Source organism: Actinomadura sediminis (assembly GCF_042675525.1).
Taxonomy (GTDB): domain Bacteria; phylum Actinomycetota; class Actinomycetes; order Streptosporangiales; family Streptosporangiaceae; genus Spirillospora; species Spirillospora sediminis.
This window is the reverse complement of record NZ_JBHTJA010000003.1, coordinates 159,506-184,741: the sequence shown is the minus strand read 5'-3', so window position 1 is coordinate 184,741 and position 25,236 is coordinate 159,506. Positions and strand designations below refer to the sequence as shown.

Annotated in this window: 29 protein-coding genes; 10 read left to right on the top strand and 19 right to left on the bottom strand. The window is 72.6% G+C overall.

Translation table 11 applies throughout. The features are described 5' to 3' along the window. The coding region (locus ACFQ11_RS03855) for a hypothetical protein (protein WP_378296366.1) at positions 1-483 on the bottom strand (483 nt) is incomplete at its 3' end. Positions 484-742: 259 nt separating this feature from the next. Between ACFQ11_RS03855 and pknB the strand changes: the two genes are divergently transcribed. Then, positions 743-2,569: a Stk1 family PASTA domain-containing Ser/Thr kinase gene (gene pknB / locus ACFQ11_RS03850; protein WP_378296365.1), complete on the top strand. Its 1,827-nt coding sequence runs from the start codon at positions 743-745 to the stop codon at positions 2,567-2,569. A 58-nt stretch (positions 2,570-2,627) separates the two neighbouring features. Here the strand turns inward: pknB and ACFQ11_RS03845 are convergent, their stop codons facing one another. The 6 genes from ACFQ11_RS03845 to ACFQ11_RS03820 form a co-directional block, all read right to left on the bottom strand. Next, complete coding sequence (locus ACFQ11_RS03845) at positions 2,628-3,146, bottom strand: pyridoxamine 5'-phosphate oxidase family protein (protein WP_378296364.1); 519 nt, start codon at positions 3,144-3,146, stop codon at positions 2,628-2,630. 107 nt (positions 3,147-3,253) lie between these two features. Continuing rightward, positions 3,254-3,658, bottom strand: a complete 405-nt coding sequence (locus ACFQ11_RS03840) for a hypothetical protein (protein WP_378296363.1) — start codon at positions 3,656-3,658, stop codon at positions 3,254-3,256. Between the two features lie 128 nt (positions 3,659-3,786). After that, the gene (locus ACFQ11_RS03835) at positions 3,787-4,266 is read right to left on the bottom strand and encodes a DUF6985 domain-containing protein (RefSeq protein WP_378296362.1); all 480 of its coding nucleotides are present in this window, start codon (positions 4,264-4,266) and stop codon (positions 3,787-3,789) included. Positions 4,267-4,413: 147 nt separating this feature from the next. Beyond that, positions 4,414-4,755 carry a hypothetical protein gene (locus ACFQ11_RS03830; RefSeq protein ID WP_378296361.1) on the bottom strand — a complete coding sequence of 114 codons (342 nt, stop codon included), beginning with the start codon at positions 4,753-4,755 and terminating at the stop codon, positions 4,414-4,416. Then, positions 4,752-5,063 carry a hypothetical protein gene (locus tag ACFQ11_RS03825; protein ID WP_378296360.1) on the bottom strand — a complete coding sequence of 104 codons (312 nt, stop codon included), beginning with the start codon at positions 5,061-5,063 and terminating at the stop codon, positions 4,752-4,754. The genes ACFQ11_RS03830 and ACFQ11_RS03825 overlap by 4 nt, the downstream gene beginning before the upstream one ends. A gap of 143 nt (positions 5,064-5,206) precedes the next feature. Beyond that, positions 5,207-6,412 (bottom strand): helix-turn-helix domain-containing protein, encoded by a 1,206-nt coding sequence (locus tag ACFQ11_RS03820; RefSeq protein ID WP_378296359.1) that lies wholly within the window; start codon positions 6,410-6,412, stop codon positions 5,207-5,209. Positions 6,413-6,576: 164 nt separating this feature from the next. Here ACFQ11_RS03820 and ACFQ11_RS03815 point away from each other — a divergent pair, with 164 nt between their 5' ends. Beyond that, positions 6,577-6,987: a hypothetical protein gene (locus tag ACFQ11_RS03815; RefSeq protein ID WP_378296358.1), complete on the top strand. Its 411-nt coding sequence runs from the start codon at positions 6,577-6,579 to the stop codon at positions 6,985-6,987. Positions 6,988-7,123: 136 nt separating this feature from the next. Here ACFQ11_RS03815 and ACFQ11_RS03810 read toward each other — a convergent pair whose 3' ends face one another. Genes ACFQ11_RS03810 through ACFQ11_RS03800 form a run of 3 tightly spaced genes read right to left on the bottom strand, consistent with a single transcriptional unit; the run spans position 7,124 to position 8,522 of the window. Continuing rightward, positions 7,124-7,684, bottom strand: coding sequence for an anthranilate synthase component II (locus ACFQ11_RS03810; RefSeq protein WP_378296356.1), 561 nt, complete (start codon positions 7,682-7,684; stop codon positions 7,124-7,126). Next, positions 7,681-7,872 carry a hypothetical protein gene (locus tag ACFQ11_RS03805; protein ID WP_378296355.1) on the bottom strand — a complete coding sequence of 64 codons (192 nt, stop codon included), beginning with the start codon at positions 7,870-7,872 and terminating at the stop codon, positions 7,681-7,683. Before ACFQ11_RS03805 ends, ACFQ11_RS03810 begins: the two co-directional genes overlap by 4 nt. Before the next feature lie 11 nt (positions 7,873-7,883). Continuing rightward, entirely contained in the window at positions 7,884-8,522 is a 639-nt protein-coding gene (locus ACFQ11_RS03800) for a class E sortase (RefSeq protein WP_378296353.1), read from the bottom strand. 179 nt (positions 8,523-8,701) lie between these two features. On the opposite strand from ACFQ11_RS03800, the gene ACFQ11_RS03795 reads away from it, so the two are divergent. Beyond that, positions 8,702-8,959, top strand: a complete 258-nt coding sequence (locus ACFQ11_RS03795; RefSeq protein WP_229816766.1) for a cell division protein CrgA — start codon at positions 8,702-8,704, stop codon at positions 8,957-8,959. Between the two features lie 35 nt (positions 8,960-8,994). On the opposite strand, the gene ACFQ11_RS03790 is transcribed toward ACFQ11_RS03795, so the two are convergent. Together ACFQ11_RS03790 and ACFQ11_RS03785 are read right to left on the bottom strand one after the other, a co-directional pair. Then, positions 8,995-9,891: a rhomboid family intramembrane serine protease gene (locus tag ACFQ11_RS03790; RefSeq protein WP_378296352.1), complete on the bottom strand. Its 897-nt coding sequence runs from the start codon at positions 9,889-9,891 to the stop codon at positions 8,995-8,997. 84 nt (positions 9,892-9,975) lie between these two features. After that, a complete protein-coding gene (locus ACFQ11_RS03785; protein WP_378296351.1) occupies positions 9,976-10,500 on the bottom strand; it encodes a peptidylprolyl isomerase in 525 nt (174 codons plus the stop codon). A gap of 323 nt (positions 10,501-10,823) precedes the next feature. Between ACFQ11_RS03785 and ACFQ11_RS03780 the strand changes: the two genes are divergently transcribed. Both ACFQ11_RS03780 and ACFQ11_RS03775 read left to right on the top strand, forming a co-directional pair. Then, positions 10,824-11,186: a hypothetical protein gene (locus ACFQ11_RS03780; protein ID WP_378296350.1), complete on the top strand. Its 363-nt coding sequence runs from the start codon at positions 10,824-10,826 to the stop codon at positions 11,184-11,186. A gap of 140 nt (positions 11,187-11,326) precedes the next feature. After that, on the top strand, positions 11,327-12,178 hold the full coding sequence (locus tag ACFQ11_RS03775) for an acyltransferase (RefSeq protein ID WP_378296348.1): 852 nt from the start codon (positions 11,327-11,329) through the stop codon (positions 12,176-12,178). Positions 12,179-12,181: 3 nt separating this feature from the next. Here ACFQ11_RS03775 and ACFQ11_RS03770 read toward each other — a convergent pair whose 3' ends face one another. The 3 genes from ACFQ11_RS03770 to ACFQ11_RS03760 form a co-directional block, all read right to left on the bottom strand. Next, positions 12,182-12,610, bottom strand: coding sequence for a hypothetical protein (locus tag ACFQ11_RS03770; RefSeq protein ID WP_378296347.1), 429 nt, complete (start codon positions 12,608-12,610; stop codon positions 12,182-12,184). 120 nt (positions 12,611-12,730) lie between these two features. Beyond that, positions 12,731-14,194 carry a DEAD/DEAH box helicase gene (locus tag ACFQ11_RS03765; RefSeq protein WP_378296346.1) on the bottom strand — a complete coding sequence of 488 codons (1,464 nt, stop codon included), beginning with the start codon at positions 14,192-14,194 and terminating at the stop codon, positions 12,731-12,733. A gap of 180 nt (positions 14,195-14,374) precedes the next feature. Beyond that, on the bottom strand, positions 14,375-14,821 hold the full coding sequence (locus ACFQ11_RS03760) for a rhodanese-like domain-containing protein (RefSeq protein WP_378296344.1): 447 nt from the start codon (positions 14,819-14,821) through the stop codon (positions 14,375-14,377). 98 nt (positions 14,822-14,919) lie between these two features. Between ACFQ11_RS03760 and ACFQ11_RS03755 the strand changes: the two genes are divergently transcribed. Further along, positions 14,920-15,912: a helix-turn-helix domain-containing protein gene (locus ACFQ11_RS03755; protein WP_378296343.1), complete on the top strand. Its 993-nt coding sequence runs from the start codon at positions 14,920-14,922 to the stop codon at positions 15,910-15,912. Here ACFQ11_RS03755 and ACFQ11_RS03750 read toward each other — a convergent pair. Together ACFQ11_RS03750 and ACFQ11_RS03745 are read right to left on the bottom strand one after the other, a co-directional pair. Next, complete coding sequence (locus ACFQ11_RS03750; protein ID WP_378296342.1) at positions 15,887-16,876, bottom strand: hypothetical protein; 990 nt, start codon at positions 16,874-16,876, stop codon at positions 15,887-15,889. The genes ACFQ11_RS03755 and ACFQ11_RS03750 overlap by 26 nt on opposite strands. A 228-nt stretch (positions 16,877-17,104) precedes the next feature. Further along, entirely contained in the window at positions 17,105-17,503 is a 399-nt protein-coding gene (locus tag ACFQ11_RS03745; RefSeq protein WP_378296341.1) for an SgcJ/EcaC family oxidoreductase, read from the bottom strand. A gap of 214 nt (positions 17,504-17,717) precedes the next feature. Here ACFQ11_RS03745 and ACFQ11_RS03740 point away from each other — a divergent pair, with 214 nt between their 5' ends. The 4 genes from ACFQ11_RS03740 (at position 17,718) to cydC (ending at position 23,806) form a co-directional block, all read left to right on the top strand. Beyond that, positions 17,718-19,133 (top strand): cytochrome ubiquinol oxidase subunit I, encoded by a 1,416-nt coding sequence (locus ACFQ11_RS03740; RefSeq protein WP_378296340.1) that lies wholly within the window; start codon positions 17,718-17,720, stop codon positions 19,131-19,133. Positions 19,134-19,147: 14 nt separating this feature from the next. Then, on the top strand, positions 19,148-20,173 hold the full coding sequence (cydB, locus tag ACFQ11_RS03735; protein ID WP_378296339.1) for a cytochrome d ubiquinol oxidase subunit II: 1,026 nt from the start codon (positions 19,148-19,150) through the stop codon (positions 20,171-20,173). Beyond that, positions 20,170-21,825: a thiol reductant ABC exporter subunit CydD gene (gene cydD, locus ACFQ11_RS03730; RefSeq protein WP_378296337.1), complete on the top strand. Its 1,656-nt coding sequence runs from the start codon at positions 20,170-20,172 to the stop codon at positions 21,823-21,825. The genes cydB and cydD overlap by 4 nt, the downstream gene beginning before the upstream one ends. 115 nt (positions 21,826-21,940) lie before the next feature. Continuing rightward, positions 21,941-23,806, top strand: a complete 1,866-nt coding sequence (cydC, locus tag ACFQ11_RS03725; RefSeq protein WP_378296336.1) for a thiol reductant ABC exporter subunit CydC — start codon at positions 21,941-21,943, stop codon at positions 23,804-23,806. Here the strand turns inward: cydC and ACFQ11_RS03720 are convergent. Next, positions 23,793-24,062, bottom strand: coding sequence for a hypothetical protein (locus ACFQ11_RS03720; protein ID WP_378296334.1), 270 nt, complete (start codon positions 24,060-24,062; stop codon positions 23,793-23,795). The two genes, cydC and ACFQ11_RS03720, sit on opposite strands and share 14 nt — an antisense overlap. 44 nt (positions 24,063-24,106) lie before the next feature. After that, the gene (locus ACFQ11_RS03715) at positions 24,107-25,123 is read right to left on the bottom strand and encodes an Lrp/AsnC family transcriptional regulator (RefSeq protein ID WP_378296333.1); all 1,017 of its coding nucleotides are present in this window, start codon (positions 25,121-25,123) and stop codon (positions 24,107-24,109) included. Between the last annotated feature and the right edge of the window lie 113 nt (positions 25,124-25,236).

Here is a 25,236-nt window from a genome sequence, read left to right as displayed (position 1 = left end):
CGCGTTCGGGATGCCCGCCGCCGCCCGGACGCCCGAGGCGCCCGGCCGTCGCGCGACGCCCGACACCCCCGTGGCGTCCGGCGCGCCCAGGCCGTCCCGGACGGGCGGGACGGGCCCGGCCGGGACGCGGCGGGGCGTGCCCGCCCGTGGCCGCCCGAACGCGCCCTCGAAGCGCCGTACGGCCGCTTTGCCGGGATTTGACGCGGGCGATGGTGCGGATAACCTCACGGACGGGGCAGTGCCGGGGCAGCGTCGCGCGGTACTGGCGTACAGCTCGATCGCCGCCGTGATCCTCGTGGGCGCCATCGTGTTCGGCACGTTCTGGGTCGGCCGCGGCGCCGGCTCCGCCGGGGACGGACGCTCCCCGTCCGAGACGTCCACGTTCGTCCCGGCAGGTGAGGACGAGATCGAACCGTCCGCCGCCCCGAGCCCGACGACGCCCCAGCCGACGATCGAGAACCGCAGCCCCGTGCCCACTGTCACGAATCGACACGAGCCGCATAGGATCCGTCCGACGACGCCCGTGCCGTCCCGGTCGACCCCGGCGACGGGAGGCGCGTCACCGACCCGCAAGCCGACCACAACGACGCCCGGTGCGACTCCCACCGACACCGAGCCGACACCGTCGCCGACGGACGTCACCACGAGTCCGTCAACTCCGACCCCAGATCCCTCCGTCACCGAGACCGGCGGGCTAGGTTCGGGGAACTGAAGGTGTAGACGTACGAGGGAAAGTGCACATATGAGTCAACCTCGGCTGCTCGGCGGCCGCTACGAGCTCGACGCGGTGATCGGGCGTGGCGGTATGGCCGAGGTCTACCGTGCCCGGGACCTGCGTCTCGACCGCACCGTCGCCGTGAAGACCCTCCGCTCCGACCTGGCGCGCGACCCCACGTTCCAGGCCCGGTTCCGGCGCGAGGCGCAGTCCGCCGCGTCCCTGAACCACCCCTCGGTCATCGCCGTGTACGACACCGGCGAGGACGTCATCGGCGACACCCCGATCCCGTACATCGTCATGGAGTACGTGGACGGGAGCACCCTGCGCGACCTCCTGCGGGAGAACACCGCGCTGGTGCCGGAGAAGGCCCTCGAGGTCACCGACGGGATCCTGCGCGCGCTGGACTACAGCCACCGCGGCGGGATCGTGCACCGCGACATCAAACCGGCCAACGTGATGCTCACCCGCAATCACGAGGTCAAGGTCATGGACTTCGGCATCGCCCGCGCGATGGCCGACTCCGCGGCCACCATGACGCAGACCGCCCAGGTGATCGGCACCGCCCAGTACCTGTCGCCCGAGCAGGCCCGCGGCGAGCGCGTCGACACCCGCAGCGACATCTACTCCACCGGCTGCGTGCTGTACGAGCTGCTGACCGGACGGCCGCCGTTCACCGGCGACTCCCCGGTCGCGATCGCGTACCAGCACGTGCGGGAGGAGCCCGTCCCGCCGTCCCAGATCGACCCGCAGATCCCGCAGTGGGCCGACGCGGTCGTCCTGAAGGCGATGGCGAAGGAGGCGGACAACCGGTACCAGAACGCGACGGAGTTCCGGCAGGAGATCCAGCGCGTCCTGCAGGGCCAGCCCGTCGCGTCCACGGCGGCGTCCACCATGATGCTGGGGGCGCAGCCGCCGCAGGGCACCCAGGTGATGGGCGCGTACCCGGCCGGCCCGCCGCACACGCAGATGCAGCGGCCGATGGACGACGGGTACGGCGACCCGTACCTCCCGCCCGTCCACTACGACGACGACCGGCCCGAGCGGGGCGGCGCGGGCAAGAAGGTCGCCCTGTGGACGGCCCTCGCCGTCGTGTTCATCGGCGGCGCGGCCCTCATCGGCTGGTTCATGAGCGGTGGCGGCGGCGAGGAGGACCCGGTGCAGGTCGCGGTGCCGCAGAGCATCGTCGGCATGTCCGCCGACGACGCCGAGGCCGCGCTCACCAAGGCGAACCTGAAGGTCGGCGAGACGACCAAGGAGTACAGCGACGAGGTCGACAAGGGGGCCGTCATGTCGACGGACCCGAAGCCGGGCACGCAGGTCGCCGAGGGCACCGAGGTCAACCTCGTCATCTCCGACGGCAAGAGGCCGCCGAAGAAGGTGACGATCCCCGACCTGGCCGGCCAGCCGGCGTCGGCGGCGGAGAGCGCGCTGAAGGACCTCGGGCTCGACCCCGAACGCAAGGTCGCCACCAGCAACGACGTCCCGCGCGGCAACGTCATCCGCACCGACCCGGCCGCCGGTTCGCAGGCGCCGGTGAAATCCGACGTCACGGTGTACGTGTCGACCGGCCCGAGCACGATCGAGGTGCCGGACCTGTTCAACAGCAGCAAGCGCGCCGCCGAGGCCAAGCTGGAGGAGCTCGGGCTGAAGGTCGAGGTGCAGGAGGGCGTGGCGCCGCCGGACAAGCAGGTCTCGATCGGCTTCGTCTACCAGCAGTCGCCCGGCGCGAACGCGATCGTCGCCCCCGGCGACACGGTCACGATCTTCATCGCGAAGGAGCCGGACCCGACGCCGTCGCAGTCGCAGCCGACCGGCCCGAGCCTGCCCGACTGGCCCCCGAACGGCAACTGACGCACCGCGATCGGACGCGGCCGCGGGGTTCGTCCCCGCGGCCGCGTCCGCGTTCCGGTCACCCTTCCGTGAGCTTGCCGATGTCGGGCGCGTAGACGGTCATCCAGTGCGGCCGCAGCCGGTAGTAGACGATCTCCTCGTCCCAGTCGGAGGCGTCGTCGCCGTACAGCTCCTTGAGGTAGGCGAGCAGGTACGGCCAGTCCGCCGCGGGCTCCCCGCCCCGCGGGTTGAGGACCTCCACGGTGCCGTGCGTGAACACGCCCAGGTCCTCACCGCGCATGTGCGCGGCGCTGGCGGCCGGACGCGCGTCGAGGTGGCGGGCCTTCGCGGCGTCCCGCGCCGTCCCGAAGTGCCACCGGCCGTGCAGGAAGTGCCCGTCCACGGCGCTGATCCGCGGCTCCCCCTTCGCCGTCACGGTGGACAACGCGAGGGTGCACATCCCCGTGAGCACTCGCGTGAGCTCCACGGCGTCGATCGTCCGTTCGGCGACGATCGAGCGGAGGTGCGAGGTGGAGCGGGCGAGCGAGGAGTCGAGCAGCCTCTGCAACGCGTCGAGTTCTTCTGGCGTTTCGCGCATGACCCCATGCTTCCCCGTAAACCTGCCACCTTGTGTCAAGCTTTCCGCGCTACAGGGGCGACGATCGCGGCGATCGCATCGGCGCCGCCGTCGGCGTCCGCCCCTGATCAGCGCCGGACGACCGGCACGCTGATGCACGCCGCGGCCAGCAGGACGCCCGCCGCGACGGCCAGGGCCGTCGTGTAGCCGTGCACCACCGCCGCGTCCGGCGGGGCGGCCCGGTGCGCCGCCAGGTACGCCGCCCCGGCGCTCGCCGCCAGCGCGTTCAGCAGCGCCGTCCCCAGCGCGGCCCCCAACTGCTGGGACGCGTTGTACGCGGCCGACGCCGCGCCGACGTCGTGCCCGCGCATGCCCGCGGTCGCGAGCGCGGCGGTCGGGGTGATGACGCAGCCGAGCCCCAGCCCGGTCAGGACCATCGCGGGCACGAGGTACCGGACGAAGACGTCCGCGGTGCCCGCCGTCAGTCCTGTCAGCAGGAGCATCCCGACCGCCGCCGCCAGCAGCCCGGGCACGATCAGCACCCCCGGCGCGACCCGCCCGTGCAGCCTCCCGGCGACCAGGATCGACCCGGCCCCACCGAGCCGGGCCGATCCTCGCGGCCGCTCGGCCGTCGCCCGGGGTGTGGACGGGCCTCCTCGATTCAGCGCGACCTGTAGTAGACGACGCCGTCGAGGGCGTCATCGCCGTAGGCGGCCGAGTTGGTCAGGTGCCCGTCATAGGGGCCGACTTTGGTCACGGAACGACCACCCCTGAACACGACCTGCAGGCCATGCTCGGGCTCCCAGTCGCATTCGCACTCCAGTGACACGTGGACGTGCCGGTCGCCGTAGGTGTCGCGGGCGACGGTCGGTTCGTCCTTGAACCGGACGTGATCGAGTACGTCCTCCGGATTTCGGATCTCGACGTACCGGTCATGGTGACCGGCGGCCAGGACGTCGTTCGTGATGTCGCGGTAGTAAGCGAAGAACGACGGCCTGGCCAGGGCCAGCACCGATGCGTCGAGCGACAGGAACGTACGAATCGCCGCGTGGAAGTCCTCGGGTGCGGGGTCATCGTCATACCCGTCGATGATGAAGCGGCAGAACGCACCGTCGAGCACTGGGACCAGGCACAGGACCACTCCGACACCAGCCAAGATCGCCGTCCTCGGTGACCTCGCCCAGGCCGGGAATCCGCATGCCCTCAGAGTAGAGGAGCGGCGGCACCACAGGCGCGGGCACGAACGACCGATCGGTCACCCCCGCTGGAACCGGGCTGGGCGAACATTTCAGGAGGCGAGGAGCACGGCGAACGCACTGCGCAGGCGCCCTCGCCGGGGCGCCGCGCGCCGTGGCAGGGCTCGTGCGGGGGGCCGCGTGGGCGGACGTGCGGGCGGACGTGCGGGGGGCGCGGTGACCCGCTGCCGCGTGTGGCACGGCGCGGTCGCGCGCCGCACGCCGAGTTCGTCCATGCTCCGGACCAGCCCGGCGGGCGACGCGGCCTCCACCAACCGGTGCCGGCCCGCACGGTCGCACACGGCGGCCCACCAGCTCCCCGTGTGCCGGCCGAGCCACACCGAGGCGCCCGGGAACATCCACTCGATCTGGGCGGCCACCTCCCGGGGCGTCATCGCCCGGCCCCGCCCGTCTCGCCGCGCGCCGCCAGGTACCCGAGGACGAACGTGGTGGCGTCCACGATGCGGTCCGCCTCGGAGATCGGCTCGTTCCACGACGTGAAGAACCATCGCCGGTCGCCGTCGTCCGGGCGAGGACGGCACGTGATGACGTCCGCCGGGACAAGTGCGGCGTCGCAGCACCCGGCGGCCTGCGGGTCCGCGACCCGCAGGCCCGCCGCCGTCAGCTCGACCTCGAGCCGCCGGGCCGAGAGATGCGCCCCCAATGCGGCGAGCGGGTTGGTGGCGTACGTACCATCTGCCATAGGTCGGAACCGCCTTCCGGCCGAGGCCCCGGGCTTCCCTGGTGTTGCCTCACCAGGCCGGGGCCGCCTTCGTGTCGTGAGACACCCGAAGGCGGCACCGTAGACCGTGACGGTCCGTGTTCGTTTCCGTACGGAAACTCTTGTCAGGTGAGGTTCATCCGCCAGGCCAATCCGCGCAGGTCACGCCCGGCGGACCGGTTGTAGAGATCGGCGACGAGATCCCTGACCATCGGGTTCTTGTGGACGGTGACCGCCGACATCTTCTCGGCGCGACGGATCTGCCGGACGGCGGCCTCGTCCCGCCCGAGCATGGCCAGGGCACGGCTCTGCTCGATGGCGAGGGACGCCGCACGGGTGCGGCGGGGAAGTCCGCGGACGTCTACGTCGGCGGCGATGCGCAGCGCCGCCTCGGGTTCGCCGGCCTCGACCGCCAGCGTCGTCCGCCAGACCGCGACGTTCGCCGGGCCGAAACTCTGCCATCCCTCTCCCGGCGAGTCGGCGGGCTGCTCCCCGAGCCGCTCGGCGACGCGCGCGGCTTCGGCCGTGCGTTCGGACGCACCGGTGTCATCGCCGTCGATCTGGCGGGCGAGCGCCGCGTACAGCAGGAGCATGCCGTAGACCTCGTTGCCGGTGCGGTCCTCGCCGATGTCGGACCCGAGGACGGCCGAGGCCCGCTCGGCCTCGCGCAGCGGGCGTGACATCGTGGGGGACGGCCGTGCCGACGCTTGAGCGACCGCCGCCGCGCCGATCATCACGGAGTCGTCCAGGCGTGAAGCCGCCTGCTCCGCGCGGTCGGCCGCGATCCACGCCAGGTCGACCTGGCCGAGATGGCGCAGCATGTTCACGGCCGACATGCACACTTCCACGAGCAGGCGGAGAGCGAGCACGCGTTCTTGCTCGTCGCCCTCGGCGGCGTGCACATGGAGCTCGCCGAGCAAGCCGGGCAGGACGGTGGACAGGTGGGCGTCGTCGGCCGCGCGGCGTTTCCGGCGGGTCGGTTCCGCCTGCCACAGGTCGGCGAGCGCCCGCAGCGGGCGCGTCGGGACGTCGGGAGGGTCGTCCAGGGACGAGTCGAAAAGCGTCTCGCGAAGGGGGATGATGTCGCCGTAGTCCCGTTCGCGGGGGCGGATCGCCGGGGTCGGCTCACCGAGGAGATCGGCGGCGGAGACTTCGAGGGCCTCCGCCAGGGAACGGATGTCGGAGCGGCGTTCGAGACGGGCCTGCCCGTTCTCGATCTTGGATAGCCATCCCTTGGAACGGCCCACCAGACCGGCCGTCGCCTCGAGGGACATGCCGCGGAACTGGCGTGCGGCCCGGACGTTCTCACCGATGCGTGCGTCATCGGCCATCGAGGACTCCTCTTCGCTGATCGGATGCCCGAAGCCCACGGTACGTGGAGCGACGCCGGGTGTGATGCGGGTTCGGAGGGTGCTCGGGGGCCTTCGGCTCATCCGTCCGTACGGGGGATCGTCATACCGCCATGATGTGGTGAGGCTGCCGATCGGAGGAGAGCGTGGGCGTTTCGATCTACTACAGCGCGTACCGTGACGCGCCGCTCGGCGCGGGCGACTTCCGGGCCCTGGAGGAGGCGGCGAGGGTGCAGACCGAGGGGCTGTACGCGAGCATCGGCGCGCGCCTGCCGGAGTGGAAGGGGTGCGGCGTCGTGCCCTCGGTCACCGAGGCGCCGGGCGAGCTGGCCGAGCCCGTCCAGGTTCTCGCGGGCAGGGAGCCGCGCGAGGTCGTCTGGGGGGCGAGCAAGATCTCGCACAGCGGATGCGGGGCGGAGGTCATGGAGGCGCAGCTCGAGTTCCACATGGAGGTCGGGCTCCCGGCGTTGCGCGCGGTGCTGCCGGACGCCGAGTGGCGGGTGCACATCGACGATCACGACCTCGCGTGGGACGGCGAGCGGTACGTCTTCGAGTGATCGGGCGCGGAGACACGCGAAGAGGGCTTCCGCCACTCGGGGGCAATGGCGGAAGCCCTCGATATGGTCTTCGGCCCAGGACGTCCGGACGTTACGGATTTCAACCAGAATTTTCTGCGAGTCGGGAATGCCCTGGTCAGAGGGTGTCGAGCCAGTTCCGCAGGAGCGTGCGGCCGCCGGCCGACAGGATCGACTCCGGGTGGAACTGGACGCCCTCGACGGGCGCCGCGCGGTGCCGGAGGCCCATGACGACGCCGTCCGGGGTCCGTGCGGTGATCTCCAGGACGTCCGGGACGGTCGCGGCCTCGACGGCGAGCGAGTGGTACCGGGTCGCGGGGAACGGGTTCGGCAGCCCGGCGAATACGCCGCGGCCGTCGTGCCGGATCGGGCTCGTCGACCCGTGGACGATCTCGGGCGCGCGGGACACGGTGGCACCGTGCGCGAACGCGATGACCTGGTGGCCGAGGCACACACCGAGCACGGGCGCCCCCGACCGGACGATCTCGACGCAGACGCCCGTGTCCGCGGGACGTCCGGGGCCGGGGCTCAGCAGGACGCCGTCCACGGCGGCGGCGTCGGCGACCTCCACGTCCGCGCGGGACGCGACGCGGCAGTCGGCGCCGAGTTCCCGCAGGTACTGGACGATGTTGAAGACGAAGCTGTCGTGGTTGTCCACGACGAGGACGCGCGGGCTCACGGGACGCCCGGGGACGACGACGGCGACGGGGTCCCGGTGACGACGCCGTGGTCGAACTGGACCTTCGGCTCCACCCACGGGAACACGACGTTCCACAGCACCAGGCCGATCGCGAGGGCGACGGCCGCCGCGACCGCGAGCTTGGTGTGCCACGCGCCGGGCAGCCGGCGCCAGATCCACGCGTACACGGGAACCCCTCCTACTCGGCGGCCGCGGCGGACGGGACACGCGGCCTCGCGGCGGTCAGCTCACCGAAGACGATCATGCGTTCGGCGTCGGAGTACTTCGGGTGGCAGGTGGTGAGGGTGATGAGCCGTTCGGTGGGCTTCTTCCCCGGGTGGTACGGGACGGGCGCGGTGACCTCGACGGCCGTCGGCTCGACGATGTCGCGCCCGGTGACCTTGTAGACGTACTGCTTGTCGCGCGTGTCGACGAGGATCTCGTCGCCGCGTTCGAGTTCGCCGAGGTCGTTGAAGGGCGCGGAGTACGTCGTGCGGTGGCCGGACACGACGAAGTTGCCGACCTCGCCGGGCATGGCGCTGCCGGGGTAGTGGCCGGGGCCCTTGCGCAGGTCGTCGCGCTCGACGCCCTCGACGACGACGAAGCCGTAGTCGTCCCCGAACTCGGGGACGCGCAGCATGGCGATGCCGGAGCCGAGCCGGACCCGCTCGGTGGTGACCTCGGGGGCCCGCCACCGGTCGCGGAGCTGGTCGGCGAGGCGGTTCTGCTGGTCCTGCGTGTACCGGCCGGTTCCCCACAGTTCGTACGTCACGAACAGCATCAGGATCAGCCCGGCGGTGATGCACAGCTCGCCCAGTCCACGGATCAGCGTCCGCACCGCGCGTCCCCCTCCTTGAACGGCTCGATGTCGGGTCTCCCGCCGGTAGCGTGAAAGCTGGGATGATGCTTCCTGGCGCTGGAGGCCGTACGCTGCGCCCCAGCGGATACGCTAACCGACAAAACACCCATGCGCGGTCCGGCGCCCCGGCCGCCGGACGCACGAGGAGATCGACCACCGTGGCCAAGTCGAAAGTGCGCAAGAAGGCGGTCTACACCCCGCCGCAGAAGTCCAAGGCGCCCGAGGTCAGCCCGCGCTGGCTGGTGCCGACGATGATCACGCTGTGGCTGGTCGGCCTGATCTGGATCGCGGTCTTCTACGTCACGGCGAGCACCGGCACCGAGGTGCCGTTCATGACGGACCTGCACAACTGGAACCTCGGCATCGGGTTCACCGCGATCATCCTCGGCGTCATCCTGTCCACGAAGTGGAGGTAGCCCAGGGGACGCTCCCCTGGGCCGCCTCATAGCTCCTACAGCCCGTACTGCGCGGACAGGTCCGCCGTCTTGACCGCCACCAGCACGCCCAGCAGCACCAGAGTGAGGACGGGCGCCGCGACGTGGACGGCGAGGCGGCGCGCCTTCGGCGCGTAGGCGTACGCGGCCGCGAGCGCGGCGCCCACGATCAGGCCGCCGACGTGGCCCTGCCAGGAGATGCCGGGCACCGAGAACGTGATGATCAGGTTGATCACCAGCAGGAACACGATGGGGCCGGTGGGGGCGCGCATCCGGCGGCCGATCACGAAGAAGGCCCCGAACAGTCCGAAGATGGCGCCGGACGCGCCCACCGCGGCCTCGCCGGGCGACACCAGGTACAGCAGCACCGAGCCGCCGAGCCCCGACAGCATGTAGAGGGCGAGGTAGCGCCACCGTCCGAGCACCTGCTCCAGCGAGGGCCCGATCGCCCACAGCGCCCACATGTTGAACAGGATGTGGGTGATGCCGAACGACCCCTCGGTCTGGTGCAGGAACATCGAGGTGACGAGCCGGTACCACTCGCCCTCGGCGACCCCGACGAGCTGCCCGTCGAGCAGGCCGAGGCCCACCATCATGTAGTCGAAGACGACCTCGCGGGACGCGCGCTCGAACAGGTACACCAGGACGCACGCGCCGATCAGCGAGTACGTCACCACCGGAGTGGACGACGCGGCGACGCGGGCGCCCATCGCCGTCCGGGGCGCCGTCCGGTGCGCGTCCCGGTTGCCCTCGGCGACGCACTCCACGCACTGGTGGCCGACGTCGGCCTCCCGCATGCAGTCCGGGCAGATGTAGCGGTCGCACCGCGTGCAGCGCACGTACGTCTCCCGCCCCGGATGCCGGTAGCAGGTCGGCACCGAGGTGTCGGGCGCGGGACTGGGTTCTGTGCTCATCCGTACTCCGGGTGCGGTGCAGGCTCTCGGGTGCAGGCTTCTCAGGTGCCGGCTCTCAGGTGCGGGCTCTCACCTGCTCAACGATTAACGGCGCTCGATCGTCACCGTGCGGATCACGACGTCGGTCTTCGGACGGTCCATGGCGCCGGTCGGCGTCTGGACGATCTTGTCGACGACGTCGGTGCCCTCGATGACCTTGCCGAAGATCGTGTGCCGGCCGGTGAGGTGCCGGGTGTTCTGCACGTTGGTGGTGATGAAGAACTGCGACCCGTTCGTGCCGGGCCCGGCGTTCGCCATGGCCAGCAGGTACGGCCGGTCGAACTTCAGGTCCGGGTGGAACTCGTCGCCGAACTCGTAGCCGGGGCCGCCGGTGCCGTTCCCGAGCGGGTCGCCGCCCTGGATCATGAACCCGTCGATGACGCGGTGGAAGATCGTCCCGTCGTAGAGGGGCTTCTCGGTCTTCTGCCGGGTGTTCGGGTCCGTCCAGACCTTGTTGCCCTCGGCGAGGTCGACGAAGTTGGCGACGGTCTCGGGCGCCTTGTCCGGGTAGAGCTGGATGACGATCTTGCCGAGCGTCGTGTCGAGGTTCGCGAAGATCTCGTTGGCCACGCGGGCCTCCTCATGGTCGTCCGGACGCCGGGTCCGGGTGTCGTTCGTGCAGTTCGTGCAGTTCGGCCGGTCCCTGCCGCAGAAACCGTGCGGTCTCCGACATGACGGACACCGTCACCCTACGGGGTCGGACGGTCACTCGCACGGTGTTTACCCTCCGATGCACGGGAAGGTTGCAGACAGGACCTCGCAAACAGGGAGGTTAGCGTGTCCCTAAAGATGAGTATCCGTCGCAGGCCGCAGGACGGCGTGTACACGGGGTACGAACGCGCCCGGCAGGCGGCCCCGTGCAGGGTGCGACCATGTGCCGGCGGCAGGCCACCATGGCGGCCGACCGGTTCATGCCGGCCGCGAACGAGCGCGTGATGACCGCGCGCGGCTGGAGCGCGCCCCGGCTGCGGCGGGCGGCCCGTTATGTGGAGACGGGCCTAGCACCGCGAGTGAGCACGTTCATGAACGACATGGCTCACCGGGTGGAACCGCCGCGGCGCAACCGGCCGTCGACCGTGATGGTGATGGCCATGACGGGCGCGGCCCTCGCGGCCGGCGCGGCGGGCGTGGTGATGACCCGGCGCAGCGCCGACCGGGAGATGGCGGGCCGTTCGGACGACGGGGAGGCCACCTCGGCCGACTCCATGACGGTCAGCGGTGCCGATGTGGACGGCCAGGTGCATTCACCGCACTAGCCGGCTTTTCGGTGTTTGTGCATGCGTAAGGCTCAGTGGAAGAGGGCCCGGTCCGCACGGACCGGGCCCTTTCCCGTCCGGCCCCGCCCGCCGCGTCCCGCCCGTCCCGTCCGCCGCTACCACCCGGTACGGTGAACCGCATGTCGGCAGAATCCCGCTCGGTGCCGCGGCGCCTGGGCGTCCTCGCCAAGGACCGGGCCCGCCGGGGCCTGCACAGCGCCGTGCACCGGACCTGGGAGTGGATCCAGCGGCACGGCGAGATCACCCCGCACACCCACGGCGCCCGCCGGTTCGCCTACCTCGGCGAGGGCGCCTGCATCGGCTTCCCCGTCGGCGCGATCTACGGCGAACCGTGGATCTCGATCGGCGACCACACCCTCGTCGGGACGCACGTGACGATCTCCGCCGGGTTCGTCCCGGGTCTCGACCTCGGCCCGGACGTCGTCGTGACGATCGGGTCGAGCTGCTCGCTGGGCCGCGGCACGCACATCGTCGGGCACCAGTCGATCGAGATCGGCAACGACGTGTTCACCGGCCCCAACGTCTACATCACCGACCAGAACCACACCTACGGCGACCTCGACGTGCCGATCGGGCGGCAGTGGCCGGAGAACAACCCGGTGGTGATCGGCGACGGCTGCTGGATCGGCACCGGCGCGATCATCCTGCCCGGCACCCGGCTCGGCCGGAACGTCGCCGTCGCGGGCGGCGCGGTCGTCCGCGGCGAGTTCCCCGACCACTCGGTCATCGGCGGCGTCCCCGCGAAGGTGCTGCGCAGCCACGACCCCGAGCAGGGCTGGCAGCCGCCGCTGCGCACGAACCCGCTGATGTCGCTGGACGAACTCGCGGCGCTCTCCGTCGACGGCCTGGAGGGCCTGCAGCTCCTCCAGGACCGCCTGCGCGCCGAGAACGGGACGAACGGGGTGCACGGCGCGGGCGCCGCACGGCCCCAGGAGGCCGGCGCGGACGACGTCCGCGAGGAGACCGGCTGACCGTCAGGCCAGCAGCATCCCGAGCAGCACCATGGCGACGACCAGGGCGAACGCCCCGACGAAGATCCCCACGAGGACGGACCTGCCGGGCCGCTCCACCGGCTCGTAAGCGAGCGCGCCGCCGCTGTAGATCGTGTGCGGCGGCGCGTAGTGCAGCAGGACGGTGCCCCCCGCGCGCGTGTCGACCGTCGTCTCCGCCTTGCCCACCTTGATCCCGAAGTACGAGCACCACACCCGCACCGGCCAGACCCCCGGCGGCAGCGGCAGCGGGTTGTCCCCGGGCGCCAGCCGCAGCACCTGCTCCCCCGCGTGGACGAGGACGGGCAGGCCGCCGCGCTGACCGGCCATCCGGAACGGCCGCAGGCGGATCACGACGGAGCCCGCCCCGCTCTGCGCCGCGGCGGAATGGGGGGACCCGGAACGGGGGGACATCGCCCATCCTCCTTAGATCGGGTGCAGCGTCTTCGACGCGGCGCCCGCCCCGCGCGTTCCCGGACGGGAACGACCCCGCCCCAGGAACCCGGGGCGGGGTCGTTTCACCTGATGCTCGGTTCAGTTGTAGCGGGCCGCGCTCCGGTCGCCGCCGCCGCTGCGCTTGCCCCCGAAGGAGCCGCCGCGGCGCGCGCCGCCGTGCGCGGAACCGCCGGTGCTGCGCGGGCCGCCGCCCCGGCGCTCACCGCCGGACGACCGGCCGCGCCCGCCGCCGTAGCCGCGACGGCCGCCCGGACGGCCCCGGCCGCCGCCGTTCTCGCGGCGCGGACGCTCCGGGATGAGCGGCTCGGCGATCGGGATGCCGGACGGGATCCGCGCACCCGTCAGCTTGACCAGTTCGGCGTCGCCGCTGGACACCCGGACGCGCGGCGCGTGGATCCCGGCGCGGCGGGTCATCGCGGACGTCGAGCGCACCTGGTGCGGCAGGACGAGCGTGACGACGGTGCCGCGCTCGCCCGCGCGGGCCGTCCGCCCGGCGCGGTGCATGTAGTCCTTGTGGTCGGCGGGCGGGTCGACGTGCATGACGAGGCTCACGTCGTCGACGTGGATGCCGCGCGCGGCGACGTCCGTCGCGACGAGGACGCTGATGTTGCCCTCGCGGAACTCGGCGAGCGTGCGGGTGCGCAGGCCCTGGCTCTTGCCGCCGTGCAGGCCCGCCGCCCGCACGCCGACGTCGGTGAGCTGCTTGGCGAGCCGGTCGACGCCGTGCTTGGTGCGGGCGAACAGGATCGTCCGGCCCTCCCGGTTGGCGATCTCCGCGGTGATCGCGCCCTTGTCCTTCGGGGCGACGAGCAGCAGGTGGTGGTCCATCGTGTCGACGGACTCGTCGACGGGGCCGATGGCGTGGGTGACCGGGTCCTGCAGGTAGCGCCGGACGAGGACGTCGACGTCCTTGTCGAGGGTCGCGGAGAACAGCAGCCGCTGCCCGCCGCGCCGGGCCTGGTCGAGGATCTCGGTGACGTCGGGCAGGAAGCCCATGTCGGCCATGTGGTCGGCCTCGTCGAGCACCGCGATCTCGACGTCGGACAGGTCGCAGGCGCCCTGCTGCATCAGGTCCTTGAGCCGGCCGGGCGTGGCGACGAGCACCTCGACGCCGCGGCGGAGCGCGTCGATCTGCTTGAACATCGAGGTCTGGCCGATGACGGTCTTGAACTTCAGGCCGAGGGACCGGCCGAGCGGCTCCAGGTTGTGCTGGACCTGCTGGGCGAGTTCGCGGGTCGGCACGAGGATCAGCGCGAGGGGGCGCTTCGGGGCGGCGCGGCGGCCGGCCAGGCGGGCGAGGAGCGGCAGGCCGAACGCGAGCGTCTTGCCGGACCCGGTCTTGCCGCGGCCGAGGACGTCCCGTCCCGCCATGACGTCGGGGATCGCGGCGGCCTGGATCGGGAACGGGGCGTCGATGCCCTGGCGGGCCAGGGCGGTCACCAGCTCGGCCGGGAGGCCGAGCTCGGCGAAGGTGGGAACCCGCTCCTCGGCCGCGGTGGCGGCGTCGGTGGTCGGGATCTGAGCAGCAGTGGCTGTGGTCACGCAATACCTTCCGAGAGGGGGGCACGTCTCGGGAGGCACCACGTATCGGATTCGTGGGCTGCAAGGACGAGCCTGGCGCTGGGGCGCCGAAAGAGTGATGAAAGAGTGATTCGGTCAGTCTAACGCCGTCTGGGGACATCCTTATGCCCCGTCTCGGCCGGAACATTCTTCCCGTCCGGATCAACACCCGCACGAGACCGCCCGAACGGGCGCCGTCAGCGGGTCGGGAGACCGCCGCGCGACCGTCCCGTCCGCCTCCACGGGAAACCCCTCGCGGACCCAGTACTCGAACCCGCCGATCATCTCTTTGACCGGGACGCCGAGCCGCGCGAACTCCAGCGCCGCCTTCGTCGCCCCGTTGCATCCCGGCCCCCAGCAGTGCACGACCGCGGTCGCCCCGGCGGGGACGAGCGCCGCCCCGTGCTCGGCGATCCGCGCGGCGGGGAGGTGGACGGCGCCCGGAATGCGGCCCTGCTCCCACCCCTCGGCGCCGCGCGTGTCGACGAGCACGATCTCGCCGCCGCCCGCGTCGAGGAGCGCGGCGACGTCCGCGACGTCCGTCTCGAAGGCCAGGCGGGCGGCGAAGTGCCGGACGGCCTCGGCGGCCGGGGCGGCGGGAACGTTCACGTGATCTCCCTCATGGGCGGTGCGAGACGTCTCGATCGTCCCGGACGGGACGGCCGCACAGAAGTGGCACGAATGCCGTTCACCGCTAATATCGCGCCATGTCCACGGTTTCCGTGCTGGCGTTCGACGGGATGGCGCCGTTCGAGCTCGCGTCGGTCGTCGAGATCTTCGGCCGCCCCCGCCCCGAACTGGACGTCCCCTGGTACGACCTGCGGGTCTGCTCGGCCGAGCGCGGCCCGATGCGCGCCCTCGGCGGGTTCACGATGATCGCCGACCACGGGCTGGAAGCGTTCGCCGCCGCCGACACGGTCATGGTCGTCGCGGTCCCGGACGTGCGCGGCGACGTTCCGGCCGAGGTCGTCACCGCGCTGCGGGAGGCGCGGGCGCGCGGCGCGCGGATCGTGTCGATCTGCTCGGGCGCGTTCGCGCTCGCCGCCGCGGGGCTGCTCGACGGCCGCGCCGCCACCACCCACTGGCGCCACGCCGACCTGCTGCGCCGCCGCTACCCGAAGGTGCGGGTGACGCCGGACGTCCTGTACGTGGACGGCGACGACGTCCTGACGGGAGCGGGCAGCGCCGCCGGGATCGACCTGTGCCTCCACCTGGTCCGCAAGGACCACGGGGCGCGGGTCGCGAACGCGGTCGCGCGGCGGCTCGTCGTGCCGCCGCACCGCGACGGCGGGCAGGCCCAGTTCGTCGAGGCCCCGGTCCGGCCCCGGGCCGCCGACGACGCGATCGGGCGCAGCATGGCGTGGGCGCTCGCGCACCTCGCCGAGCCGATCACGGTCGCCGCGATGGCCCGGGAGGCGCGGCTGTCGCGCCGCACGTTCGTCCGGCACTTCGCGAGGGAGACCGGCACCAGCCCGCTCAGGTGGGTGGTCGCGCAGCGGGTGATGGCGGCGCTGCCGCTGCTGGAGGAGGGGACCCCGCCCGTCGAGGAGGTCGGCGCGGCCGTCGGCTTCGAGAGCCCCGCGACGTTCCGGCACCACTTCTCCCGCGCCATGCGCACGTCGCCGTCCGCGTACCGGCGGGCGTTCCGCGCGGACGGCGTCCGCTCGGCGCGCGTCAGCGGCTCAGCGCCCCCGCGTTGAGCAGGAACGTGGACGTGCCGCCGGCGCGCCGCACGGTCCCGTTCATGATCGACGCCTGCCGCCGCCCGTCGCTCGCCACCTGCCAGAAATCGAGGGTGACGGTCTCCCCGGCACGGCGGCAGGTCTGCCCGGGCGGCGAGAGCTCGGCGGTGTTGCCGCTCGCCGCGAGCGTCCACCGGCACCCGTCCGAGGTCCGGGCGGCGATCGTCCGGTCGGGCCGCACCACCATGTCGACGTGGCCCCGCCGTTCCGACCGCCCGGCCACCTGCGTCCCGTCCGGGCGCACGCGCCGCTCGGTGACGATGTTGATCATCCGGGACGGGTCCGCCGGGTCGTACGTCCACCGCCCGGCGAACCGCCGCGCGGCCTTCGGCCACGGCTCCGGCCGGTCCCTGGTGCGGGCACCGTCCGCCAGCGTGAAGCCGTAGTCCTCCTCGTGGTGGCTGATCCCCTTGATGGTCTCCGTCTCGTGCCGGCCGGACACCCGCACCGACCAGCTCAGCAGGGTGTAGTCCGAATTGATCACCTTGTTGGTGCAGCGCTGGCCCGGATACGCGAGCTCCAGGGAACGGCCCCGGACCTCGAACGACCAGGTGCAGCCCCGGTCGGTCCTGCCCACGACCTTCCCCGGCCCGGCGCCCTTCGTGAAGACGATCCGGCCGATCTGGGGCACCTGGACCGGCGTGCCCGCGGGCACGCCCGGGATGAAGCTCTCGCAGTCGGGTTCCGCGGGGAGGCAGCGGATCTCCGCGATGTTGCGCATGGTGCCGCGGTCCGGCTGGTCGTAGTTCCACACCCCCAGGTACCGGTCCGCGCCCGATGCCGGCGCGGCGGCGGCCGGAACCGCCGCGCCCCAGGTCACCGCCGCTCCGAGGGCGAGCGCCGCCACGACCGGCAGCGGCCCGCGTCCGGGCTCCCGCGCTCCGCGCGTCGCGTCCGCATGATCGGTCCCTGCTGGGTCCATGCCGTTGGTCATGCACCTGAGAGACGGCGCGTGACCGCGACTGTGACACCCATCCTCGCGGTGTGATCCACTGCACACCGTCCGGCCTGGACTCGGTGTCAGGGCGGCAGGCCGAGGAAGGCGTGGAGGACGAGGTCGCCGTTCGCGGCCGGGCGAAGCTCCACGGGATCGGGGAGGCGCGCGCCGAAGCCCCCGCACCTCTCCGGGCGGGGACTCGGCTTCGGGGTTTCAGTCGGTCTTGACCTGCGTGTTCTGGCACGCGTGGAGGAGCCAGCGCCCGTCCTCGCCCTTCGTCATGACGTAGAGGGGCGCGCCCTCCGTGTCACCGTCCGGCGAGTGGTAGACCTGCCGGACCTTCACGGCGGCCACGTCGGGGCGGAGGAACTGGACGTGGACGGCCTCATAGGTGACGGGGCCCTCGAAAACGGCGTTCGGCAGGACGGCGCGGGTGAACTCGGCGATCGCGTCGAAGCCGATCAGGACCTTGCCGTGCGCGGTCGTCCACAGGGCGTCGGGGTGGAACAGCTTCAGGAAACCCTCGGCGTCCTTGGCCTGCTGGGCGCGCTCGACGGTGGCCACGATCTCGTGGATGGCGTTGATGTCCGCGGTCGCGGTCTCGGTGCTCATGGGGTCCACTCTGCGACCTGGACCTTAGTTGAGGTCAACCCGCGCCGTCCGTACGTGATCAAGGTCATGCGCCGTCCGGGCGAAGGTGATCCGGATAACGACGACAGGTAGTACTACGGCCCGTAGTATGTCGTACGGGACGTAGTACTACAGCTTGTAGTAGATAGCCGGGGAGGCCCGCGCATGAGGACGTTCGGCCGGGAGCAGGGTGGCCATGGACACGGTTGACATCGCACGGTGGCAGTTCGGGATCACGACCGTCTACCACTTCCTGTTCGTCCCGCTGTCCATCGGGCTCGTCGCGCTCGTCGCGGGGATGCAGACGGCGTGGGTGCGGACGGGCAAGACCGAGTACCTGCGGGCGACGAAGTTCTGGGGCAAGCTCTTCCTGATCAACTTCGCGATGGGGATCGTGACGGGGATCGTGCAGGAGTTCCAGTTCGGCATGAACTGGTCCGCCTACTCCCGGTTCGTCGGGGACGTCTTCGGCGCGCCGCTCGCGATCGAGGGGCTGCTCGCCTTCTTCTTCGAGTCGACGTTCCTCGGCCTGTGGATCTTCGGCTGGGACCGGCTGCCGAAGAAGATCCACCTGGCCTGCATCTGGATGGTGTCGTTCGGGACGATCCTGTCCGCGTTCTTCATCCTCGCCGCGAACTCCTGGATGCAGAACCCCGTCGGCTACCGCATCGACGAGGCGTCCGGACGCGCCGAGCTCACCGACTTCTGGGCCGTCCTCACGAACCCGATGCACCTGACCGCGTTCCCGCACACGATCGCGGCGTCGTTCGTCACCGCCGGGATGTTCGTCGCCGGGGTCAGCGCCTGGCACCTGATGCGCCGCAAGAACGTCGAGGTGTTCCGGCCGTCGCTGCGGATGGCGCTCGTCGTCACCGCGGTCGCGTCGATCGCCGTCGCGATCAGCGGCGACATGCTGGGCAAGGTCGTCACCGAGCACCAGCCGATGAAGATGGCCGCCGCCGAAGGGCTGTACGAGACCCAGACCGGGGCGCCGTTCTCGCCGTTCAGCGTCCGGACGCCCGACGGGACCGAGGAGATCGTCGGATTCGAAGTGCCCGGGGTGCTGTCGTTCCTCGCCACCGGCAGCATCGACGGCGAGGTCCGGGGCATCGACGACCTCCAGGCCGCCGCCGAGGCCGAACACGGCGCGGGCGACTACACCCCGAACGTCCCGGTCACGTACTGGACGTTCCGGATGATGGTCTACATCGGGATGGCCACCGCCGGCCTGTCGCTGCTCGGCCTGTGGCTGACCCGCCGGGGCCGCCTCCCCGCCGGCCCGTGGACGTGGCGGATCGCGATGCTGTCGCTCACGCTGCCGTTCGTCGCCAGCTCCGCCGGGTGGGTGTTCACCGAGATGGGACGCCAGCCCTGGTCGGTGTACGGGCTGATGCAGACCTCGCAGAGCGTCTCGCCGGGCGTGTCCGCCGGGTCGATGCTGATCTCCGTCGGCGCGCTGACCGCGCTGTACGCCGTCCTGTTCGTCATCGAGGTGAAGCTGCTCGCCAAGTACGCGAAGGCGGGGCCGCCCACCGAGGACGAGGTGGCGCCGCCGTCCGAGGACGGCGACGGCGACCACGACGAAGAACGCGCGCTCGCGTTCGCCTACTGAAAGGGCCCGCCGTCATGGACCTGACGACCGCCTGGTTCCTGATCATCGCGTTCCTGTGGATCGGCTACTTCTTCCTGGAGGGCTTCGACTTCGGCGTCGGCATGCTGCTGCCGGTGCTGGGCCGCGACGACGTCCGCCGCCGCGTCGTGATCAACACGATCGGCCCGGTGTGGGACGGCAACGAGGTGTGGTTCATCGTCGCGGGCGCGTCGATGTTCGCCGCGTTCCCCGAGTGGTACGCCACCCTGTTCAGCGGCTTCTACCTGCCGCTCCTGCTCATCCTGCTCGCGCTGATCGTGCGCGGCGTCGCGTTCGAGTACCGCGGCAAGCGGGAGGACGCCCGGTGGCGCGCCCGCTGGGACCGCGCGATCTTCTGGGGCAGCGTCATCCCCGCGTTCCTGTGGGGCGTCGCGTTCGCGAACATCGTCCGGGGCGTCCCGCTGGACGCCGACCACGAGTACGCCGGGACGCTCCTCGACCTCCTCAACCCGTACGCGCTGCTCGGCGGGCTGACGACGCTCACCCTGTTCGTGCTGCACGGGGCGGTGTTCGTCGCGCTGAAGACGACCGGGACCGTCCGGACGCACGCCCGGCGCGTCGCGCGCGTCGCCGCCGTCGCCGCGCTCGTCGCCGCCGCCGCGTTCCTGCTGGTCACGCAGACGCAGTACGGCAAGTCGTGGACGTGGCTCGCGGTCGCGGGCGCGCTCGCCGGACTCGCCGGGGCCGCCGCCGCGAACGCGCGGGGCCGCGAGGGCTGGGCGTTCATCGGGACCGGGACGGCCGTCGTGCTCACCTTCGTGACCCTGTTCGGCTCGGTGTTCCCCGACGTCATGCCGTCCACGATCGCCGCCGCGAACAGCCTCACCACGCAGAACGCGGCGTCCAGCGGCTACACCCTCGAGATCATGACGTGGGTCGCGCTGGTGTTCACCCCGATCGTGATGATCTACCAGGGCTGGACGTACTGGGTGTTCCGCAAGCGGATCGGCACCGCGCAGATCCCGGCGAAGCCCGCGAAGCGGAAGAGCCCGGTCGGATGAAGCCGCTCGACCCGCGCCTGCTGCGCCACGCCCGCACCACCCGCGTGTTCCTCGTCGCGTCGGCCGTCCTCGGCACCGCGACCGCCGGGCTGGTCATCGCGCAGGCGACGCTGCTCGCCGACATGATCGCCCGCACGTTCCTCGGGTCCGCGGACCTGCGCGACCTGCGCACCCCGATGCTGCTGCTCCTCGCGGTCGTCGCGGGCCGCGCCGCCGTCGCGTGGCTCCAGGAGGTCGCGGCGCACCGGTCGTCCGCCGCCGTGAAGTCGCAGCTCCGGAGCCGTCTGCTGGAGCACGCGACCCGGCTCGGGCCCCGCTGGCTGTCGGGCGAGCGCAGCGGCGAGCTGGCGACGCTCGCGACGCGCGGCGTCGACGCCCTCGACGGGTACTTCGCCCGCTACCTGCCGCAGCTGATCCTCGCCGTGACGGTGCCGCTGGCCGTGGGCGCGCGCATCCTGCTCGGCGACTGGGTCTCCGCGGTGATCATCGCGTTGACCGTCCCGCTGATCCCGGTCTTCGCGATCCTGGTGGGCCTCGCGACGCAGTGGAAGATGAACCGGCAGTGGCGCACCCTCTCGCTGCTGTCCGCGCACTTCCTGGACGTCGTCGCGGGGCTGCCGACGCTGAAGGTGTTCGGCCGTGCGAAGGCGCAGGCCGAGGGCATCCGCGAGGTCACCGGCCGGTACCGCAGGGCCACGATGTCGACGCTGCGGATCGCGTTCGTGTCGGCGATGGTCCTCGAACTCCTCTCGACGCTGTCCGTCGCGCTCGTGGCCGTGTCGATCGGCCTGCGGCTCGTCGAGGGCGGAATGGCGTTCGAGACCGCGCTGCTGATCCTGATCCTCGCGCCCGAGGCGTACTTCCCGCTCCGCCAGGTCGGCGCCCAGTACCACGCGAGCGTCGAGGGCCTCACCGCCGCCGGACGCATCTTCGAGGTCCTCGAGACCCCGCTCCCGGAGACCGGCGCGGACACCCGCGTCCCGGACGTCCGCCGCGCCACCATCCGGCTCGACGGCGTCACCGTCGCCTACCCGGGACGCGAGGCGCCCGCCCTCGACGCCTTCACGCTCACGGTCCACCCGGGGGAGACGGTCGCGCTCGCGGGCCCGAGCGGTTCCGGGAAGTCGACGCTGCTGAACGTCCTCCTCGGCTTCGCGCGGCCCGACGCGGGACGCGTCCTCGTCGACTGGGCCGACCTCGCCGACCTCGACCCGGACGCGTGGCGGCGGCACCTCGCGTGGGTGCCGCAGCGCCCGCACCTGTTCGCCGGGACGATCGCCGCGAACATCCGGCTCGGCGACCCGGACGCCTCCGACGCGGCCGTGCGGGACGCCGCCCGCGCCGCGAACGTCCTCGAGTTCGCCGACGACCTCCCCCGCGGCCTCGACACCCCGATCGGCGAACGCGGCGCGGGCCTGTCGGCGGGACAGCGGCAGCGCGTCGCGCTCGCCCGCGCCTTCCTGCGCGACGCCCCCCTGCTCCTCCTGGACGAACCGACCTCGGGCCTCGACGCGGAGAGCGAGGCCGCCGTCATCGAGGCCGTCCGCCGCCTCACCGCCGACCGCACGGTCGTCCTCGTCGCCCACCGCCCGGCCCTCGCGGCCCTCGCCGACCGGGTCGTGCACGTTGAACCGGCGGAGGTGGCGGCGTGAACGCCCGAGAACGCAAGCCCCCGACCCCGGCGAGCCGCCGCCCCGCCCGGGGCCATCGCATCACCGCCCTGGCCGGTGCTCGGCCAGGTCTCCTCGAAGACGTGCAGGGGGCGGCATGAGGACGGAAGCGACCGCTCGGCAGACGAGCACTCCCCACCCACCTTGGGGGGCCGGCCCCGAACCGATCGCCGAGCCCGCGGACGAAGCGGAAGCCGGACCTGTGGAAAAGTCGTCGGGTCGGCCGATCCTCCGGCTCATCAGGCTCACGCGGCCCGTCCGGGGGCGGTTGCTGGTCTCCCTGGTGTTCGGGGTGCTCGCCCTCGGCAGCGGGGTCGCGCTGATGGGGACGTCGGCGTGGCTGATCTCGCGGGCGGCGCAGCACCCGCCCGTCCTGATGCTGATGGTCGCGATCGTGGCGGTGCGGGCGTTCGGGATCGGGCGCGGCGTGTTCCGGTACGTGGAGCGGCTCGCCGGGCACGACGCCACGTTCCGGATCCTCGCGGACCTGCGGGCCCGCGTGTACGAGCGGCTGGAGCGGCTCGCGCCGGCGGGGCTGCCCGCGTTCCGGGGCGGCGACCTGCTCGCGCGGCTCGTCGACGACGTCGACGCCGTCCAGGACCTCTACCTGCGGACGCTGCTGCCGTGCGCGGTCGCGGCGGTCGTCGGCGGCGCCTCGGTCGGGGTGGCGTGGGCGATCCTGCCCGCCGCCGGGGCGGTGCTGCTGGCGGCGCTGCTGGCGGCCGGGGTCGCGGCGCCGTGGGTGTCGGCGGCGGTCGCGCGGCGGGCCGAGCGGCGGACGGCCGACCTGCGGGGCGAGCTGGCCACGCACGTCGTCGACACGCTGCACGGGGCGCCCGAGCTGATCGCGTACGGCGCGGCGCCCGCGCGGCTCGCGGAGGCCGCGCGGATCGACCGGGAGTTCACCCGCGCGACGGCCCGGTCCGCGGGCACGGCCGGGCTGGGCGCGGCGCTGTCGGCGCTCGGGGGCGGGCTCGCCGTGTGGGGCGGGCTCGCGACCGGGGTCCCGGCGGTGCGGGACGGGTCACTCGACGGGGTGCTGCTCGCGGTGGTGGTGCTGCTGCCGCTCGCGGCGTTCGAGGTCGTCAACGGGCTGCCGCTCGCGGCGCAGTACCTGGAGCGGGTGCGGGCGTCGGCGGCGCGGGTGTTCGCCGTCCTGGACGGGCCCGAGCCCGTGCGGGACCCGGACGACCCGGCCCGGCTCCCGGAGGCGCCCCACACGGTCCAGATCACGGACCTGCGCGCGCGCTGGACGCCCGACGGGCCGTGGGCGCTCGACGGGGTGTCGCTCGACCTCCCGCCCGGCCGCCGCGTCGCGGTGGTGGGCCCCAGCGGTTCGGGCAAGACGACGCTGGCGTCCGTGCTCCTGCGCTTCCTCGAACCGGCGGACGGACGCGTGACGCTGAACGGCACGGACGTCCGCGACCTCGCCGGGGACGACCTGCGCACCGTCGTCGGGCTGTGCGCGCAGGACGCGCACCTGTTCGACTCGACGATCGGGGAGAACGTGCGGCTGGCGCGGCGCTCGGCGACCAACGCGGAGATCCGGGACGCGCTCCGCCGCGCGCGCCTCCTCGACTGGGTGGACGCGCTGCCGTCCGGTCTCGACACGCGGGTCGGGGAGCACGGCGCGCAGGTGTCGGGCGGCCAGCGGCAGCGGATCGCGCTCGCCCGCGCGCTGCTGGCCGACTTCCCGATCCTGCTCCTGGACGAGCCCGCGGAGCACCTCGACACCGGGACGGCCGACGCCCTCACCGCCGACCTCCTGGAGGCCACGGCCGGACGGACGACGCTGCTCGTCACGCACCGGCTCGCGGGTCTGGACGCCGTGGACGAGATCGTCGTGCTCGACCGGGGCCGGATCGCCGACCGCGGCACGCACGCCGAGCTGGCGGCCCGCCCGGGGCTCTACCGGACGATGTGGGACCGCGAAAGCACCGCCCCGGCGATCAGCGTGCCCTGACGGGGGCCGGCGCGAGGCGGTCGATCTCCCGGGCGGGCGCCTCGACCATGGCGTCGAACGCGGGCACGCCGTAGCGGCGGCGCAGCGGGCCGTAGACGTCCTTGCGCGCCGCCTCCCGCAGCATCTCGCTCAGCGTCTCGTGCGGGACGGCCCGGCCGTGCGACAGTTCCTCGTGCGAGTGGCGGGCGAGGCGCAGCAGCTCCGGGTGCGGGGCCGATTCCGACAGGATCATGCGGGTGGCGTCAGCGGGCTCCATGCGGCCGAGTGCAATCCCGCCGCCGGTGACCGTCCCCCGCGCCGTCAGGCATGGTTTCCGCGGATGTCCATGGTCACCTGGCCGATGCTGCGGCCCTGTTCGTCGACCAGGCGGCCCATCCGCTTCACCCATTTCAGCGTCACCGACTGCTCGACGATGCCGATCTCCGGGAAGCGCGCGGCGATCCGCGTCTGGAACGCGGCGAGGTCCTCCAGGCCGTGGCCCCAGATGTTCGCCATCAGGTTCGCGCGGCCGAAGACCGAGCAGACGAGCCGCACCTCGCGCATCCCGGAGAGCACGGTGGCGACGTCGTCGCGCCGCGCCGGGGGGACGTCCAGCCACAGCATCCCGGTCACGTTCCAGCCGGTCAGCCGGTGGGCGACCTCGCAGCGGAGCACGGCCCGCGCGCTGGAGATCATCCCGGTGAGGGCGCGGCGCACCCGGGCCTCGGACATGCCGAGCCCGGCGGCCAGGGACGCGACGGAGCGGCGGCCGTCCGCGCCGAGCGCGACCATGACGTTCACCTCGTCGTCGCGGAGCTTGCCCGGCTCGTGGTCGGGGCCGTCGCCGCGGCCGCCGCGGTGCCCCATCAGGTCGCGGCGCTGGTCCTGGCTGAGGGAGTCCAGCCGCCACCGGCTGCCCTCGGTGTACAGGCGGTGGCACAGGTGGGTGCGGGTGAACGTCACCCCGTCGATCTTGCCGATCCGCTCGAGGACGTACGTGCCGATGTGCGCGACGCTCAGCCCGCTGACGGTGAGCAGCAGGTCGCGGTTGCCGGTGGTCTGCTCGACGCTGATCGACAGCGGGTCCCGCGCGATCCGGGCGGCGATGCGCTCGTGCTCCCCGGGCACGCAGCCGACCTCGACCAGCGCGAACGCCGCGTACGGGACCTGGGACGGGCCCGCGTAGCAGGTCACCCACGCCTCCCCGGCGGCGCTGAGCCGGGCCCAGCGGCGGGAGAGGGTGGCGGCGTCGACGCCGAGGGGACGGGCGAGGCGCGACCACGGCGCGCGGGGATCGTGCTGGAGCGCGTTCACCAGCGCCAGGTCGAGCTCATCCATCCCGCGGATCCGTGCACGTCAGGGGGGTTTCACGCGACATTCCTGCAATCTAGCCGATTGTTCGCGGCAGGTTTGATCCTTGGACACCAGCGCTCCCAGCCGGCCCCCGGCTC